Raw genomic sequence first — 14,586 nt, 5'->3', positions numbered from 1 at the left:
TGACTCGTTTTAAGATGTGTTTTGTTTTCGCAGGACACACCGCAGAATGCTTCTCATCGGTCCCGGATCGGCAAAGGACGACTCTCGCTGCTTCGGTTGACACGGGATCAATCTCGGAATCGCCCACGCCATGCTTTCACTGTCCAGGACGACGGAAGAGCGCCTGCGCCAAGCGCTGGAGCTGTCGCCCCGCTTCTACGACGCGGCGCTGGACCCGTCGAAATGGCCGGCCGTGCTGCGGGACCTGCGGCGGGCGCTCCGGGTCGAGGTCGGGCAGTTCAACCTGTCACGGCTCAACCATCCCACCCTTCTGATGTCTTACGGGGATGGGTTAACCAAGGAGCAGGAAGACGCGTACCTCACCTATGAGGACTTCGCGACCGCCGACCCGCGCACCCCTTTCGTGGTCTGCGAGAACTACCGGCCGCGTCACTGTCGAGAATTCCTGACCGACAAGGAGTGGCACGCGAGCACGGCATACAAGCACCTGCACGAACCGTGGGGGTTTGACTACACGCTTTGGTACAGCGTGCCCTCGGAGGACCAGGACCTTATTGCGATCCTGGGCGTGACACGGGCACGCCGCACGGGTCCCTTCACCCAGGACGATCTCGATCACCTGTCGCTGTACGTGCCGCACCTGCGCCGGGCGTTCGAGGTGACCATGGCCCTGGCCGGCAGCCGCGCGCGGGCGCATGCGTTCGTTCGCGCGTTCGAGAAGATCGAGGCGGCGGTGTTGATCGTCGACCGCTTCGCCCGGCCGGTTCACGCCAACCCGGCGGCGCGGGCCCTGCTCGACCAGGGGCGGGCGTTGACCGATGCCAACGGCCCCTTGCGCGCGGTGGACGGGCCGACCACCGAGACCCTGCGCGCCGCCATCCTCGGCGCCGGGGTGGCCGGCATGGCGGGGCGGGAGAGTGCGCCGGTCAACATGGTTCTGCCCGCACGCGACGACGGCCCGCCGATTCATGTCTCGGTATCCTCGCTGGCCGACCGCGCGTGCGAGACCGCTGGTTTGGTTCCGGAGAGCGCCCTGGTCGGGGTGTTCATCACCGACCCGTCGCGCCGTTACGAGACCGACACGGAGCGCCTGCAACGGCTGTTCGGCCTGACCACCACCGAGGCGGCGATTCTGGATGCGCTCGTGCGCGCCGGGTCGGCTCGCAAGGTCGCCGACGAGACCGGACGCGGCTACGAAACCGTGCGTAAGCACATCAAGGTAATCCGCGACAAGATGGGCGCATCCTCGCAGACGGACCTGGTTCGCATGGTGGCCGAGGCGCGGTGAGAGACGGGCCCCACACTCCCCGAATCGAAACGCCCGCCGCACGATTGACCGCGCGACGGGCGTTGCTTCGAACCTTGATCGAACCATTGCGTGGCTGAAACGCTCGGTTCGCGGATGCATGCTCTGGGTCGGAAACACCGGTAGGGGTTTAGGGACTACCAAGAGGATCTGGCTGAATGGGGTATCCTCGCTGCCTCGAGGTTCAAAACCGGCCGTGGAGTACCGTTCTGATGGTTCCAATATGCCCCAGCGGACCTAACGGGTAATTTGCCGCAACATGACTTTTCCGTAATGCGGTTGGGCGTGGTCGGGCCCGGCCCCCTGTCACGGACACGGATGATCCTGACTGTCCGGAAGACACAGGGTCACGCCCTGCAACAGGGCGATGGCCGCACGCTGGTCCTCGTCCGGAATGCCGGGTCCGGCGGACGGCTCAAAGGGCTCCACCTGCCACGCGCGCTGTACGATATAGACCCCCTCCAGGCCCACCATGGCCTTGAAGAAAGCCGTCTCTCCAAGACCCGAGTCGCTGTTGAGGCTACATCCCAGGGTCCAGAATCCGGTTTCGACTCCGTTGGTCTCGCCGGTCTGCATCGGTCCGCCCAAGCGTTCCTCGCACTCGGCGTCGTAGACCGCCACCGCCCGGGCGTGCAGGTCGGCCAGCGTCGGCGGCTGGGGCGTCTTCAGCACCTGCACCGTCACCATGTCGCGCCACGCGCTGGGGTCCTGACCCTCCGGCATCAGATGCACCACGCGCAACGCGGCCCGGTCATCGCGGAAGACCTCCACCCAGCCGGCCGGCGGCTCGAACACGAGCGTCTCCGCCCCCCCGAACGGCGGCGCGGATCCGGATTGGGCGAACGCCGGCAACGATGCACCGGCCCACCCCGCCCCCACAGCGAGAGCGGCCAGCCACGCGCCGCCTGTCCGCGCGACCCGAACGGCCGTCAATGCTCCGAAATCCAGGTCAGAAGCAGGGCGTGTTCCAAATCCCGCGCCCGCCCCAACTGCGCCCGCGCGCGGGAGACGGCCCGACCCGAGTAGTGCAGATAGCCCTCGTCAAAGCGTTGACGTGCCGTCACGTCGGAGGTGAACACCGCGAACACCAGCCGATGCCCGCTGCGCCCCATGGCAATGCCGGACAGGCCCCGGCCGTGGTAGACCGTGCCGCTCTTAGCGGCCACGCGCGGGGTCAGGCTTCCGACGCGCACGCCGGCGGCGACCACGGTCGACTCCGGATCCGGGAAGTGGCGATCCGGCAGCAGCGCGTGAAATGGGCTCACCCCCCGCGCCCGGGCCTGATCGTGGGCATAGCGCAGGATGGAGACGAGTTGATCGGGACTGGCGCGACTGGCCGGCGACAGGCCGGAATGATTGGCCATGTGAAACCCGGTCCAGTCCACCCAGGGCATGGCCTCCGCCAGCCACGTTTCCAGGCGCGCCGCCGAGTCCGCCAACGCCAACGGTCGCCCCTCCAGGTGCCGTGTCGCCGCCAGGCCGACCAGTTCCGCCAGCAGGTTGTTGCTGTGTTTCAGGCCGCTGGCCAGGATGACATCCAGGCGCGGACTGCGATGGAACGCCACCGTCACGCCGCGCGCCGGGCCTTCGGCGGCCTCGGGCTCGGGCAACACCACACCGGCTTCCGCCGCCACGGCCCGGAAGACGGCGGCCACGAAGGGCGCCGGGGCCTTCACCGGCAGCCAGAGGGCGCCGTCCCGCGGCGCGTACGGAGACAGCGCCCAACGCTCCGTCACCGCACCGCCGGGGTCACGGGCGTCTGCCCCGGCGAACTCGTGGCGCAGGGCCGGGCCGGCCCGCGACCAACCCGCCGTGTCGGTGTCACGTCGCAGTCGGATCGGCACGCCCTCGACCGGCGTGCCGTACACCTTGACGAGATCAACCGCATCGCCGCGCCACTGCACCCGCACCCGATTGAAGTCCAGCGTCAGCGCGGACAGGCCGGGATTGTAGGCGTGTTCGGGCGGCTGTGTCGGCTCGATGACCGGCGCGCCGATCAGGGCCGAGTCGTCGTAGACGAACCGCCCGTCCAGGCGCTCCAGCCCGGCCGCCTTCAGGGTCGCGACGAGCCGCCGCAGGTCATCGGACTCCAGGACCGGGTCGCCACCGCCCACCAGGGCCAGTGTGCCGTTCCACACCGGTCCGGTTCGCGTCCCCTCGAAACGGACTTCGGTCCGGAAGCGGTGACCCGGCCCCAGGATCGCGCGCGCGGCCACGGCGGTCGGCACCTTGAGGACGGACGCGGGAATAAAGGCGGCCTGATCGGCGTTGTGGCTCGCGACCGTCTCGCCCGTCTCCAGGTCGTGGACCAGAAAGCCGACCTGATCCGGCTGGAATCCGGCCCGCGCGATCAGTTCGGCTTCGGTCAGGCGCGGGGCTGCGGGTTTCGGCCCGGGCGGCAGCGGGGCCAAGACCGGCGGACGCATGGCCAAGGCCACGGCACCGCGCGGATCGGACGCGAACGCGAACGAGGACGGGCCGACCGCGGCGACGTCACTGTCGGACGGCACCGGCTTCGCTGGCGGCGGCGGCGGCGCCGACGCGGCGCCGACGTCAATCGGGTGTCCTGCCAGCGCGACCCCGATCACAACAGCCGCGAGCCCTGTCCTCCAGGACGCCGCCGACCGCCGGGAACAATCTCCCCTGGACGTTTGCGCCATCGGTGGTCTCCCCGCCGGACTCGTCCCCAGCGGCCTCCACGGAAGCGGAGGCGCGCCACATTGCGGCCGCAATCATAGGACAACGGGCCGTCAAACGGAACGATTACATCGGACGGGAAGACGATCAGGCGACGTCCCGGCTCGGTACGGACGCAATGTCGCACCGTGTCAGGGTGACCGTCTCGAGACCGTGCACCACCAGATCGGCATGCGCGGCGAGGAAGGCCTCGCCCTCCTTGGTGCGCTGCACCAGAACGCTGCGCCGATCACTCTCGTCAACCTGACGGGTCAGCAGGCCGAATTCGCCCAGGCGATCAAGCGCGCGGGTGATGGCCGGCTTGGAGATGTCGAGCACTCGAGCCAAGCCGCGCACCGTGTGCGGAGGCGGCGTCTGGTAGACCGTCAGCAGCACCGCCATCTGGCGCGAGGACAGGTCCGGCGTATCGCGGCGCACGCTTTCGACAACCGCCAAGCGCCAGAGATTCAGCGCCTGTTCTACGGTCAGTGTGTTGGTGTCTAGACCCATTCCAATACCAGTTCGTTAGAGATTTGCCAGCATGCTCCGGCGCCGAGTGTCTAAAGCCAAAAGGTGCCAGTGCGCAACCCTCCGGGACGTCGTAATCCCAATGGGAACCCGAGCCATACTATGGAAGGACGGCACGACCATTTGTTTCCGCAAGTTCGGAAACCCAGGATGCTCGACTGTGACATTCGGGAAACGGTTTCGCATTGACGACTGTCAACCGGTCATGGCGACCCATGCGAATGGCGAATACCAGGCAACGCCCCACCGGACAGCGTGGCGTCCCAAACACCGTCTTCCGCTCCACGTTTCATATGCGGACAATCTAATATACAACACGCGAGATCAGGCGATCACCCCACCGGGAGGCGCCCCCGTCGCGTCATCGTCCGGCGGCAGCGGAACCGGCTCGAAAAAGGCGCCATCCTCCCGGAAGGTCAGCCCCCCTTCGAGACCGAAGGCCTCCAGGCTGCGGACAGTGATCCGGGTCAGATCGCCCCGCAGCGCGGCCGGCAACGGCGCGGCGGTACGCAGGATCAGGCGCAGTCGGCGCGCCGGCTGTTCCATCAAGCCGTCGATCTGCAACCGTCCCAGCCGCGACAACATCACATCGATCAGGAACCGCTGGCCGTCGCCGCCCTCCCCCTCGCGCGCGCCGGACTCGTCCTCGTGCCGGTCCCCACGACCGCCGATGATCCGAAGGATCACCGTGATGGCGCTGATTTCGGCCTGATCGGAAAACGGCAGCGTGAAGGCCCGCCATTCACCGCCCGCGCTTTCGCGCACCTGGGTGGCCAGATCGGCCAGATCCCGGCGCAAGGCCACGGCCGCGCGGGCGCCGGTTGGCCCTGTCCGCTCCAGCGCGCGAAGGGTCGCGTCCCCGGGCCACAGCCGGCTGTCTCCGCCGGACCGCAACGCGCCCGCGAGCGACACCATCGCCCCGGCAAGCTGGGGGCCGGGCCGAGGAATCGCCGCCTCAAGCGCCCGCGCCGCCGCCGGATCGGCCCGGGTCAGGGTCTCTAGAGCCTCGGTCAGAACCGGCCAGCCCTGGACGCCGCCCTGCGGCAGCGCCGCGCCGACGGCCGGCACCCCCGCCGCCCCCGTCGGGGGAACGAACGAGCGCACCGCGAGCATCACCTGACTGCCCGCCGGGGCCTCCAGGCGCACCGGCAACGCCAGCGTCCCGGCCGGCGTTCGAACCAGACTCTGCGACGGTCCCGGCGAAGGCGCGAGCGCGCCGGTCAGTCGGCTCGGCGGACCCGGGGTATCCGCCTGTGTCGCGGCCGACGCCGCGCCAGACGACACGCCGGACGGCGTTCCGAAACGCGCGCCGCTGCCCACACCCCAGACGCCGCCCGGTGGCGCGCCGCCGGCCTGGGCGGCAGTCGGGGACGCCGTTGGGGACGCCGTTGGGGACGCCGTTGGGGAGGGTGCTGGGGCAGACGAAGGCACCGCTCCCGGTGCTCCACCCGGCGCCGCCGTCCCGGGCGCGGTCGCTCCGGGCGTGAGGGGCGGTGCTGCGGCGCCTCCAGGCGCCGGTCCCGCGCCGGAACCGCCTCCCACATTCGGCACCGCTCCCGCCCCCTGGCCCGGTGGCTGAATGGACAGCACCTGAACCGCCAGTCGGGATCCGACCGGCAGCTGGGTCTCGCCGGTGGACCCGCCCAGAACGGTCGCGATCAGGAGTCCCCGTCCCGGACTGCCCTGTCCCACCTGCACGGCGGCTCCTGTCCCGACCCCGCTCCCCGCGCCCGGCGTCCCCGGAGCAGCGGCGCCCCCCTGTCCGGGCCCGACGGTCCCGGCGGGTCCCGTCCCGATGGGCGGCAGGGGCTGTCCGTTGAGGGCGGCGACCCGGAGCGCCGCCGTGTCAGAGCCCACGGACATCAGGGAGATCGACAGCGTACTCCCGGCCCGCAGCGGCTGCGTGGAGCGCACCTCAAGGGTCCCCAGATCGGTTTGCAGAACCGCCAACCGCCCGCCCCGCGCGACCTCGACCACACGGGCTTCAATCACGGCGTCGGGAGGAACCTCCGCCAGAGCGCGTGCACCGCTGACAACGCTCAGCATCACCGCGCCCGGCACGGCGGCCCGGAGCAAGGGAGGTGGCGGTGGTGTTGGCGGAACGGGGCTCATGGGCCGTACCTCGCGCAACGGACGGATGGCGCGCCGCGCCGGGGATGAGCTTTAGAGCGCGTTGCGTGCGTTCTGAATCACGTAACGCGCTCTATTTATTTGAATTTTAGCAAACCGTCGTCGCGATCCGTGGCGGATCGCTCGAGACTTGCTCTACCCGGCAAGCAGACGATCCGCCAGCGCCTCCACGTCCATGGCGGCCTCGCTGTTGGGATAGCGGGTCAGCAGTGGTGTCTGGTTGCGGATGGACTCCCGCACCCGCGTATCCCGGCGCACGACCCCGGCCAGCGGCGGGGCGATTCGCAGGAAGCCCTGGCAGGCCTTGAGCAGGGTGCTGTAGGTGCGCTCGCCCTCCCGGGTCGAGTTGGCGGCGTTGACCACCACCCGGATGTCCACCTCGGGGCGCTCGATGGCGGTGATTTTGATGAACGCGTAGGCATCGGTCAGCGCGGTCGGCTCGTCGGACGTCACCACCAAGATAGTGCCAGCCGCGCGGGCAAGCTGGCGCACCGCCTTTTCGACACCGGCGCCCAGGTCAAGCAGAACATGATCGTACTCCCGCCCCATCAACACCAGATCCTCGGCCACCAGTTGCAGACGGCTGGGCGGAATGTTGGCGAGGCTACCGGAGCCGGAGCGCCCGGCGATCACATCAAACCCGGTCGACTCGGCCGGAAACGTTGCCTGGTTCAGGGTCATCTTGCCGGACACCACGCTGCCCAGGTCGTAGCGCGGCATCAGGCCGAGCTGGATATCGATGTTGGCCAGCCCCAGGTCGCCGTCGAACAGCAGAACCTTTCGGCCGCGCCGCGTCAGCGCGTGACTCAGCGTGATGGCGAACCACGTCTTGCCGACGCCGCCCTTGCCGGAGGCGATGGCCAGGACGTTGCGTCCGGCCTCCGGAGAAACGGCGCGGGGCGCCATGGGGTTATCAAGCGTGTTCATCGAACGGCCTCGGCAACGGAGGGCGACGGCGCATCCGGATTGTCAGCCGGCGTCGCGGCCTCGTTTCCGGGCGCCCTTTCTTCACTCGGACGCATGGGCAGGATCAGTTTCGCGAGAGACAGGGCATTGAGGGGAACCAGACCATTGGCGACATGGGGGCTGATTGTCACCTCGCTGAACATCAGTTGCCCCTGATCGGCCGCCGCCAGAATCCCACCCAGGCGTCTGGCCATGTCGAGACGGGTGGCTAGCAACCGGGTGGCGCCGATGCGAGCGAAGCTCTCGCCGGCCTCGGCGCCCTCCATGGGGTCGATGCCGGCGGCCAGCACCAGAATGGGCTCGACGTCGGCGGCCTCGATCAACTCCTTGAGATACTCGGTATCATGGCCGGAGAACGGATTGATCCCCGGGCTGTCGATGAACACAAGATCATGCAGCCCGATCCCCTCCTCCACCAGGGTGCGCAGCGACTCCGGCCCCCGCGCCCGTTTCAGATCCACCTCCAGGATACGCGTGAAGGCGGCGAGTTGAGCCACGGCGCCGGCCCGGACGGAATCGGCACTGATGACACCGACCGGCCGGTTCGCCAGACGCGCCCGTGCGGCCAGCTTGGCCACGGCGATGGTCTTGCCCACGCCGGGCGGGCCGACAATCAGGAAGGGACGCGGTGATTTCCGCTCGGGCAACGGCGCGAAGGCAAAGATATCGTCCAGGGCGGAGGCGCAAGCCTCGAGTCCGTCCTCCGACTCCGCCGCATGCACGCACGACAACAGGCGTTCCGTCAGATGATCGGGCGCGCCGTGATACGACAGGGCGGCACTGACCTCCTGCACCCGCGCATCCTGCGCCAGCGCGCCCAGATCAGCGGTTGATTCGGCCTTCAGCGCGGCCCGCAGATCGCTGTCCTGGTCGGGCTCCTCGACAGCCGCCGTGATCCGGATGGCACCGTCGCCGGCAGCCCGCTGGGTCGAGACAATAATCGCCTCGTCCCCCAGTTCCTGGCGGATCAGCGTCATGGCCTCCGCCATGCTGGGCGCGGAATAACACTTCAGCCGCATGGACCGGCGGTCCCCCTGCGTTCCGGCCGACACACCCGACCGGTGGTGCTTGCCGGTCGCCGACCCGGCGAGGACCCCATGTCACCCGGGGGCGGGGACGAACCGGCGGTCCCTGCCAAGGAGCCATGGTACGGATCGGTCCCTTAAATCTGTCCTAACGCCGCCGGCCCGATTTCCCCAATTTGGGATCCCAAGCATCCATCGGGGGACGTCGCGACCGGGGGCCGGCGCCGATGATCACGCGGCGCTCGGACAAGCCGTGACGCGATAACGACCGGCGCAAACCCGGTTCCGGCGTCACCAGGTGGTGAACGCCCCGTCCATGGAAAAGGCCGCGCCCGTGGTGCCGTCCGCCGCCTCACTGGACAGGAACACAGCCAGTTCGCCCAACTGCTCCGGCGTGACGAAGCGTTCGGTCGGCTGGCGCTCGCCCAACAGCTTGCGCGTCGCCTCCTCGATGGACAGGCCCTCGGCCTCGGCGCGAGCCTCGATCTGCTTGACCACCAGCGGAGTCTTCACCCAGCCCGGACAGATGGCGTTGGCGGTGATGTGCTGCTTGGCATTTTCCAGGGCCGCCACCTTGGTCAGCCCCACCAAGCCATGCTTGGCGGCGATGTACGCGGCCTTGAAGGGACTGGCGACCAGACCATGGGCGGAGGCGATGTTGATGATGCGCCCCCAGTCGCGCTGCTGCATGCCGGGCAGGGCCGCGCGCATGGTGTGGAAGCAGGCCGAAAGGTTGATGGCGATCACCGCGTCCCACTTCTCGGGCGGGAAATCCTCAATGCGGTCGGTGTGCTGGATGCCGGCATTGTTGACCAGGATGTCCACCGGAGCGAGGTCCGTTTCCGCCTTGCGCACCAGGGCGACTGCCTCGTCGGGGTTGGACAGGTCGGCGTGGATGAACACCGCCCTGACGCCGAAGTCGGACTCCAGACCGGCGCGGATGGCCTCGATCTCTTTCGGGTCGCCAAATCCGTTGACGACAATGTTGGCGCCGTTGCGGGCCAGGGCGCGGGCGATGCCCAGACCGATGCCGCTGGTGGAGCCCGTGACCAGGGCGGTCTTGCCGTTCAGCATGGGATGTCCTCTCCTTCGTTTCGTGACGAGACCTTGTGCCCGGCCGATGGCCGGGCGGAGTCCCATTCCGGGGTGTTTTTTTCGATCCTGCGGAGTTGGCCTGTTCGCGCCGCAGGATGCAAGGGCGGAACGACCTGACGGTCGGAACCAACGGGCGTTCCCTGCGTTCCTCGGAATGAAGGGAGTTTCATCCGTCGGGCCGGCCCCTTCGGGCTGCCGACAAGCCAACCAAGAGGAAGGAGAGCTCCATGTTCCCGAAGACTGTCCTGATTGGCGCCGCTGTGGTGGGCGCGGTGCTTGTTGTCGGCTCTCAACTGCGAACCGCCAGCGAGGAACAGATGGCCCGCGCCGCGTCGGACACGGCCGGAAGCGCCACGTCATCCCAAGCCGCCGTCGCGGATCTCCAGGACCTGGACGGCAACACCCTCGGCACGGTCACGTTTACCGAAACGCCGTCGAGAATCGTCCACGTCGTTGTCAGCGCGACCGATGTCCCCGAAGGGGTTCACGGATTCCACATCCATGAGACGGGCGCCTGCGACGCATCGACCGGGTTCACGTCCGCCGATGGGCATCTGGCCGGGGACAGGAAACATGGTCTTGTCGAGGGCGGTCCGCATCCGGGCGATCTGCCAAACGTGCACGTGCACGCGGACGGAAAGTTGGACGTGGAATACTTCATCGCCGGCCCGGAGGACGAACGCGACGGCTGGATCGAGAGCGTTGGCCTGTTCGACACCAACGGCAGCGCCGTCGTGCTTCATGCCGGGGCCGACGACTACGAAAGCCAGCCTTCCGGCGCGGCGGGGGACCGGATCGCCTGCGGTGTCATCGTCGAGAGGGAATAGGGTTTGAGGTCGGCCGACACACGGATTGACCCTAATGGCCGACCTTCGTCACACCCCTGCTCGAGATCCCTCGGTCGCTGTGCGCCCGCAGGATGACGCGGCTCTTCGAGGAAAGGCCGTCATCCCGAAGGGCCGCAGGGATCTCGGGAGCCGACACGACGACGGTTCGATCAACGAGTGTTCGGCCAAAGAGTCTCGGCATCCGCCGGCCGGTTTGAGACCACGGGGGCGGCGCCGAGATGTCCCGGCCTTGTGTGATCGGACACGCAAAGCGGGCCGGTGACCCTGGGATCGCCGGCCCGTTCGCGTGTTCGGAGGACGGAACGCCCAATCAGGAGATCAAGCTCTCCTCGTCGTCGGCCTCCGCCGACTCCTGCATCGCGTCCATGTCATCGGACTCTTCGTCGAACAGCGCGGCGTCCCCCTCGTCACTGTCCTCGGCCGCGAAGGCCTCGGCGTCTTCGGCGACCTGTGCCGCCTCGGCCGCGCGCTCGGCCTCTTCCAGGCTGCGGGCCACGGTGACCGGCACCGTCACGACGACCTCCGGATGCAGGGAGACCCTGACATCGTTGGTGCCCAGAAGCTTGATCGGCGTGTTGAGCTGAACCTGGGAGCGGCCGACCATGTAGCCCTGCTCCTTCAACTCGTCGGCGATGTCGCGGGCGCTCACCGACCCGTAAAGCTGACCGCCCTCGGCCGCCTGACGCACCAGCACCAGGGCGACGCCGGTCATGCGCTCGGCCACCTGCTCGGCTTCCTGCTTGCGTTGCAGGTTGCGCGCCTCCAGTTCGGCCTTCTGCGTCTCGAAGTAGCGCATGTTCTCGTCGGTCTTGCGCAGAGCCTTGCGCTGCGGCAGCAGATAGTTGCGGGCATAGCCCGGGCGCACCTTCACGACGTCGCCCATGAAGCCCAGGTTTTCAATGCGTTCCAGCAGAATGACGTCCATCACTCGTCCTCCGAAGTCCGGCCGGCCGCGCGTCTGCGCAGGGTGGCCGAATATTCCACCAGCCCGGCCAGGACCATGGCAACGATGGCCAGGGCCGACACGGACAGAAACACGACATAAAATGCGATCAACAGCAGCGTCGGATGCGGCGTGCGCCGCGCCACGGCATGCACCAACTTGAAGCCCAGCAGCAGGAACGGGAGCGATAGCCCGAGCGCGACCGATGAGGCCACATAGCCCACGTCACCCGACCCGAACACCGCCGCCAGCAGCACGACGGCGAACACCGTCCCGTACCAGCGCGGCAACGACAGCGCGATGTAGGCGGGCGACGGGCGCAGCGCCGGGCCCACCTTCCGCGCCAGCGCCTGCGCCAGCACGCCCGCGACGACCGCCCGGAACCCCCAGGAGATCGCCAGGGCGCCGGGCAGGATCGACGCGGCACTGTCCACCACCGCAACCCGCGTGGCCTCTTCCAGCACCGGGGCCGTCTCCCCGCCCGCCGCCGCCAGCATGACGTCCAGGCGGGCGCCGATGCCGTCGCGGACCAAGCCCCACAGCCCGTCCTGATGCTCCGGAGCCACCAGCGCCAGCGCCACCATCAGCATCGGCGGCAACAGCATCAACCACGCCAGAATGTGCCCCGGAGGGTACCAGTGCTCCGCCACCGAGGGATCGGGGCGAGGCACGTCCGGAGCCGGCCGCAGGGCCAGCGTGGCGATTACGAACGCGGGCAACGCGTCGGAAACCAGGTACAGGCCGGCGGCGGCCAGCGACAGACCGACACCCCCGAAGGCCACCGTCCCCGCGACACAGGCGATGACGGTGGCGCTCCATCCCCGCACCAGCCCCACGGCCACCAGCGGCACCGGGGACAGGAACCACGGCAGCGCCCCCAGCACGGGGCCCAGGGCCAGCATGGTGGCCTGAAGCAACGCGCCGGCGATGCCGGCGGCGATGGCCAGTGGAACCGTCTGAAGCATCAAGGGGGCCCTTGCCGTTGCGCCGGACTCAGCCGAATCGGGCGCCTTACTGACGGATCACGTAGGGCAGCAGACCAAGGAACCGAGCCCGCTTGATGGCCCGTGCAAGTTCCCGCTGCTTCTTGGCCGACACGGCCGTGATGCGGCTGGGCACGATCTTGCCGCGCTCCGAGACATACCGAGACAGCAGGCGGATGTCCTTGTAGTCGATCTTGGGCGCGTTGGCGCCCGAGAACGGGCAGGTCTTCCGCCGACGGAAGAAGGGGCGTCTCGCCATGGTTATTCTCCTCCCTCCTGGCGGTTGTCCTGACGGCGCGGCCGATCACCGCGATCACCCCGGTCACCGCGATCACCCCGGTCACCGCGATCACGCCGGCCACCGCGATCCCCGCGATCCGGGCGGTCGCCGCGCTCGGGCTTCTGCATCATGATGGACGGACCATCCTCCAGCGCGTCGACGCGGATGCTCATGTGACGCAGCACGTCCTCGTTCAGCCGCAGGCGACGCTCGGCCTCGTGCAGCGCCGGCGGCGGCGCGTCCACGTTGAGCATCACATAATGGCCCTTGCGGTTCTTCTTCATACGGAAGGCCAACGCGCGCAGGCCCCAGTATTCCTTCTTGGTGACCTTGCCACCCATTTCGGTGATCGTCTCGGTGATCTGATCGGCAACCTGGTCAACCTGGTTGGCGGACAGATCCTGACGGGCGATCACCACGGTCTCGTACAGTCCCATGGTGTTTGACGTCCCTTCTGGATTATCTCAGCCCGCCAGAGGCACACGCGGCACGGCCACGGCAACTGACAGGCATAGCCGGTCGATGCCGGCAAGGGTTATGGGTCAGCCTGGGCCAACCCAATAGAAACCCGCCCGCCGACAGGGCCGGCGGGTCGGAAAGAGGCTGCACTATACACATCGCAATCGCCGGCGCAAGGGACGCTTGACAAGTGTTACAGGGTTTAACACTGTGCCGCCCACACCATGTGGACAGGCCCGCCCGTCAACGGCCAGATATCTGATTTCGCGGGCTTTTTCGGGCCGATGCGCGGCCGTCGAAACGGTTCGTCCGGCCAGCGGATCGCGCCGTGTTGCAAGGGAGCAGGACAGGCAATGACGCAGGCGAGCCAGACACGGGCTTTCGTCTTCCCGGGACAGGGGTCCCAGGCGGTCGGCATGGGGCAGGCTCTGGCCGAGTCGTTCGCGGTCGCGCGCGAGGTCTATGAAGAGGTCGATGACGCCCTGTCGCAGTCGCTGTGGCGGCTGATGCGCGAGGGGCCGGCGGAGACCCTCACCCTGACAGAGAACGCACAGCCGGCCCTGATGGCGGTCTCGATGGCCGTGGCCCGGGTTCTGGAGCGCGAGGGGGGCCTGTCGCTCGCCGACGAGGCCCGCTTCGTGGCCGGTCATTCGCTCGGCGAATATTCCGCGCTGGCCGCCGCCGGCACCTTTTCGCTCGCCGATACCGCCCGCCTTCTGAAGGCGCGCGGGCAGGCCATGCAGCGCGCCGTGCCCGTCGGACAGGGGGCCATGGCCGCCCTGCTCGGGCTGGATGTCGATGCCGCGCGGGCCATCGCCGCCGAGGTCGCCGGTGATCGGGTCTGCACCGCCGCCAACGACAACGCGCCGGGGCAGGTCGTGGTCTCGGGCCACACCGAGGCGGTGAAGCTTGCGGTCGAGGTCGCCGCCGGACGCGGCGCCAAGCGGGCCGTCATGCTGCCGGTCAGCGCGCCGTTCCATTGCGCCCTGATGGCCCCGGCGGCCGAGGCCATGCGCGAGGCCCTGGCCGACGTGGCGATGGCCCCACCAGCGCCGCCTCTGGTCGCCAACGTGCTGGCCAGCGACGTCACCGATCCGGAGGAAATCCGCGTCCGGCTGATCGAACAGGTCACCGGGGCCGTGCGCTGGCGAGAAAGCGTCCTTTTCATGCGCGATCAGGGCGTCGAGACCCTCGTTGAACTGGGGTCCGGCAAGGTGCTGTCGGGTCTGGCCAAGCGGATCGACCGAAGCCTGAACGGCGTCGCCGTCGAAACCCCGGCCGGTGTCGAGGCTTTTCTCAAGACCGTCCAGGCGCCCCATCGGGAACTGTAAGATAGATAAGGAAGAC

Annotated in this window: 14 protein-coding genes; 3 read left to right on the top strand and 11 right to left on the bottom strand. The window is 68.4% G+C overall.

The features are described 5' to 3' along the window. Nucleotides 1–130: 130 nt before the first annotated feature. Nucleotides 131–1,288, top strand: a complete 1,158-nt coding sequence (locus tag BLS85_RS08095; protein ID WP_092784986.1) for a helix-turn-helix transcriptional regulator — start codon at nucleotides 131–133, stop codon at nucleotides 1,286–1,288. A 324-nt stretch (nucleotides 1,289–1,612) separates the two neighbouring features. On the opposite strand, the gene BLS85_RS08090 is transcribed toward BLS85_RS08095, so the two are convergent. The 7 genes from BLS85_RS08090 to BLS85_RS08060 all read right to left on the bottom strand — a co-directional run bounded on the left by BLS85_RS08090 (nucleotide 1,613) and on the right by BLS85_RS08060 (nucleotide 9,705). Continuing rightward, on the bottom strand, nucleotides 1,613–2,101 hold the full coding sequence (locus BLS85_RS08090; RefSeq protein ID WP_143027133.1) for a hypothetical protein: 489 nt from the start codon (nucleotides 2,099–2,101) through the stop codon (nucleotides 1,613–1,615). Between the two features lie 134 nt (nucleotides 2,102–2,235). Beyond that, complete coding sequence (gene dacB, locus BLS85_RS08085; protein WP_143027132.1) at nucleotides 2,236–3,894, bottom strand: D-alanyl-D-alanine carboxypeptidase/D-alanyl-D-alanine endopeptidase; 1,659 nt, start codon at nucleotides 3,892–3,894, stop codon at nucleotides 2,236–2,238. 196 nt (nucleotides 3,895–4,090) lie between these two features. After that, nucleotides 4,091–4,492: a MarR family transcriptional regulator gene (locus tag BLS85_RS08080; protein WP_092784977.1), complete on the bottom strand. Its 402-nt coding sequence runs from the start codon at nucleotides 4,490–4,492 to the stop codon at nucleotides 4,091–4,093. 342 nt (nucleotides 4,493–4,834) lie between these two features. Beyond that, nucleotides 4,835–6,622 (bottom strand): hypothetical protein, encoded by a 1,788-nt coding sequence (locus tag BLS85_RS18675; RefSeq protein ID WP_143027131.1) that lies wholly within the window; start codon nucleotides 6,620–6,622, stop codon nucleotides 4,835–4,837. 153 nt (nucleotides 6,623–6,775) lie between these two features. Further along, nucleotides 6,776–7,567 carry a MinD/ParA family protein gene (locus BLS85_RS08070; RefSeq protein WP_176793509.1) on the bottom strand — a complete coding sequence of 264 codons (792 nt, stop codon included), beginning with the start codon at nucleotides 7,565–7,567 and terminating at the stop codon, nucleotides 6,776–6,778. Continuing rightward, nucleotides 7,564–8,625, bottom strand: coding sequence for a flagellar biosynthesis protein FlhF (locus tag BLS85_RS08065; RefSeq protein WP_092784972.1), 1,062 nt, complete (start codon nucleotides 8,623–8,625; stop codon nucleotides 7,564–7,566). Before BLS85_RS08065 ends, BLS85_RS08070 begins: the two co-directional genes overlap by 4 nt. Before the next feature lie 297 nt (nucleotides 8,626–8,922). Beyond that, nucleotides 8,923–9,705 (bottom strand): 3-hydroxybutyrate dehydrogenase, encoded by a 783-nt coding sequence (locus tag BLS85_RS08060; protein WP_092784969.1) that lies wholly within the window; start codon nucleotides 9,703–9,705, stop codon nucleotides 8,923–8,925. Between the two features lie 248 nt (nucleotides 9,706–9,953). On the opposite strand from BLS85_RS08060, the gene BLS85_RS08055 reads away from it, so the two are divergent. After that, on the top strand, nucleotides 9,954–10,553 hold the full coding sequence (locus tag BLS85_RS08055) for a superoxide dismutase family protein (RefSeq protein WP_218128347.1): 600 nt from the start codon (nucleotides 9,954–9,956) through the stop codon (nucleotides 10,551–10,553). 331 nt (nucleotides 10,554–10,884) lie between these two features. On the opposite strand, the gene rplI is transcribed toward BLS85_RS08055, so the two are convergent. Genes rplI through rpsF form a run of 4 tightly spaced genes read right to left on the bottom strand, consistent with a single transcriptional unit; the run spans nucleotide 10,885 to nucleotide 13,217 of the window. Then, nucleotides 10,885–11,499 carry a 50S ribosomal protein L9 gene (gene rplI / locus BLS85_RS08050; protein WP_092784966.1) on the bottom strand — a complete coding sequence of 205 codons (615 nt, stop codon included), beginning with the start codon at nucleotides 11,497–11,499 and terminating at the stop codon, nucleotides 10,885–10,887. Next, nucleotides 11,499–12,482, bottom strand: coding sequence for a DUF2232 domain-containing protein (locus BLS85_RS08045; protein WP_092784963.1), 984 nt, complete (start codon nucleotides 12,480–12,482; stop codon nucleotides 11,499–11,501). The genes rplI and BLS85_RS08045 overlap by 1 nt, the downstream gene beginning before the upstream one ends. Before the next feature lie 46 nt (nucleotides 12,483–12,528). After that, nucleotides 12,529–12,759 (bottom strand): 30S ribosomal protein S18, encoded by a 231-nt coding sequence (gene rpsR / locus BLS85_RS08040; RefSeq protein ID WP_092784960.1) that lies wholly within the window; start codon nucleotides 12,757–12,759, stop codon nucleotides 12,529–12,531. 2 nt (nucleotides 12,760–12,761) lie between these two features. Further along, on the bottom strand, nucleotides 12,762–13,217 hold the full coding sequence (rpsF, locus tag BLS85_RS08035) for a 30S ribosomal protein S6 (RefSeq protein WP_092784957.1): 456 nt from the start codon (nucleotides 13,215–13,217) through the stop codon (nucleotides 12,762–12,764). A 375-nt stretch (nucleotides 13,218–13,592) separates the two neighbouring features. On the opposite strand from rpsF, the gene fabD reads away from it, so the two are divergent. After that, nucleotides 13,593–14,570 carry an ACP S-malonyltransferase gene (gene fabD, locus BLS85_RS08030; RefSeq protein ID WP_092784954.1) on the top strand — a complete coding sequence of 326 codons (978 nt, stop codon included), beginning with the start codon at nucleotides 13,593–13,595 and terminating at the stop codon, nucleotides 14,568–14,570. Nucleotides 14,571–14,586 lie beyond the last annotated feature (16 nt).

This window comes from Rhodospira trueperi (assembly GCF_900101965.1).
GTDB lineage: Bacteria > Pseudomonadota > Alphaproteobacteria > Rhodospirillales > Rhodospirillaceae > Rhodospira > Rhodospira trueperi.
The sequence above is the reverse complement of the archived record's forward strand: the minus strand, read 5'-3'. Positions and strand labels throughout refer to the sequence as shown.

Excerpts from the sequence above, each read along its gene's own strand:
- BLS85_RS08080 (WP_092784977.1), bottom strand. The coding sequence starts at position 4,492 with ATGGGTCTAGACACCAACACACTGACCGTAGAACAGGCGCTGAATCTC.
- BLS85_RS08070 (WP_176793509.1), bottom strand. The coding sequence starts at position 7,567 with ATGAACACGCTTGATAACCCCATGGCGCCCCGCGCCGTTTCTCCGGAG.
- rpsF (WP_092784957.1), bottom strand. The coding sequence starts at position 13,217 with ATGGGACTGTACGAGACCGTGGTGATCGCCCGTCAGGATCTGTCCGCC.
- rpsR (WP_092784960.1), bottom strand. The coding sequence starts at position 12,759 with ATGGCGAGACGCCCCTTCTTCCGTCGGCGGAAGACCTGCCCGTTCTCG.
- fabD (WP_092784954.1), top strand. The coding sequence starts at position 13,593 with ATGACGCAGGCGAGCCAGACACGGGCTTTCGTCTTCCCGGGACAGGGG.
- BLS85_RS08055 (WP_218128347.1), top strand. The coding sequence starts at position 9,954 with ATGTTCCCGAAGACTGTCCTGATTGGCGCCGCTGTGGTGGGCGCGGTG.
- BLS85_RS08045 (WP_092784963.1), bottom strand. The coding sequence starts at position 12,482 with ATGCTTCAGACGGTTCCACTGGCCATCGCCGCCGGCATCGCCGGCGCG.
- BLS85_RS08060 (WP_092784969.1), bottom strand. The coding sequence starts at position 9,705 with ATGCTGAACGGCAAGACCGCCCTGGTCACGGGCTCCACCAGCGGCATC.
- BLS85_RS18675 (WP_143027131.1), bottom strand. The coding sequence starts at position 6,622 with ATGAGCCCCGTTCCGCCAACACCACCGCCACCTCCCTTGCTCCGGGCC.
- BLS85_RS08065 (WP_092784972.1), bottom strand. The coding sequence starts at position 8,625 with ATGCGGCTGAAGTGTTATTCCGCGCCCAGCATGGCGGAGGCCATGACG.
- rplI (WP_092784966.1), bottom strand. The coding sequence starts at position 11,499 with ATGGACGTCATTCTGCTGGAACGCATTGAAAACCTGGGCTTCATGGGC.
- BLS85_RS08095 (WP_092784986.1), top strand. The coding sequence starts at position 131 with ATGCTTTCACTGTCCAGGACGACGGAAGAGCGCCTGCGCCAAGCGCTG.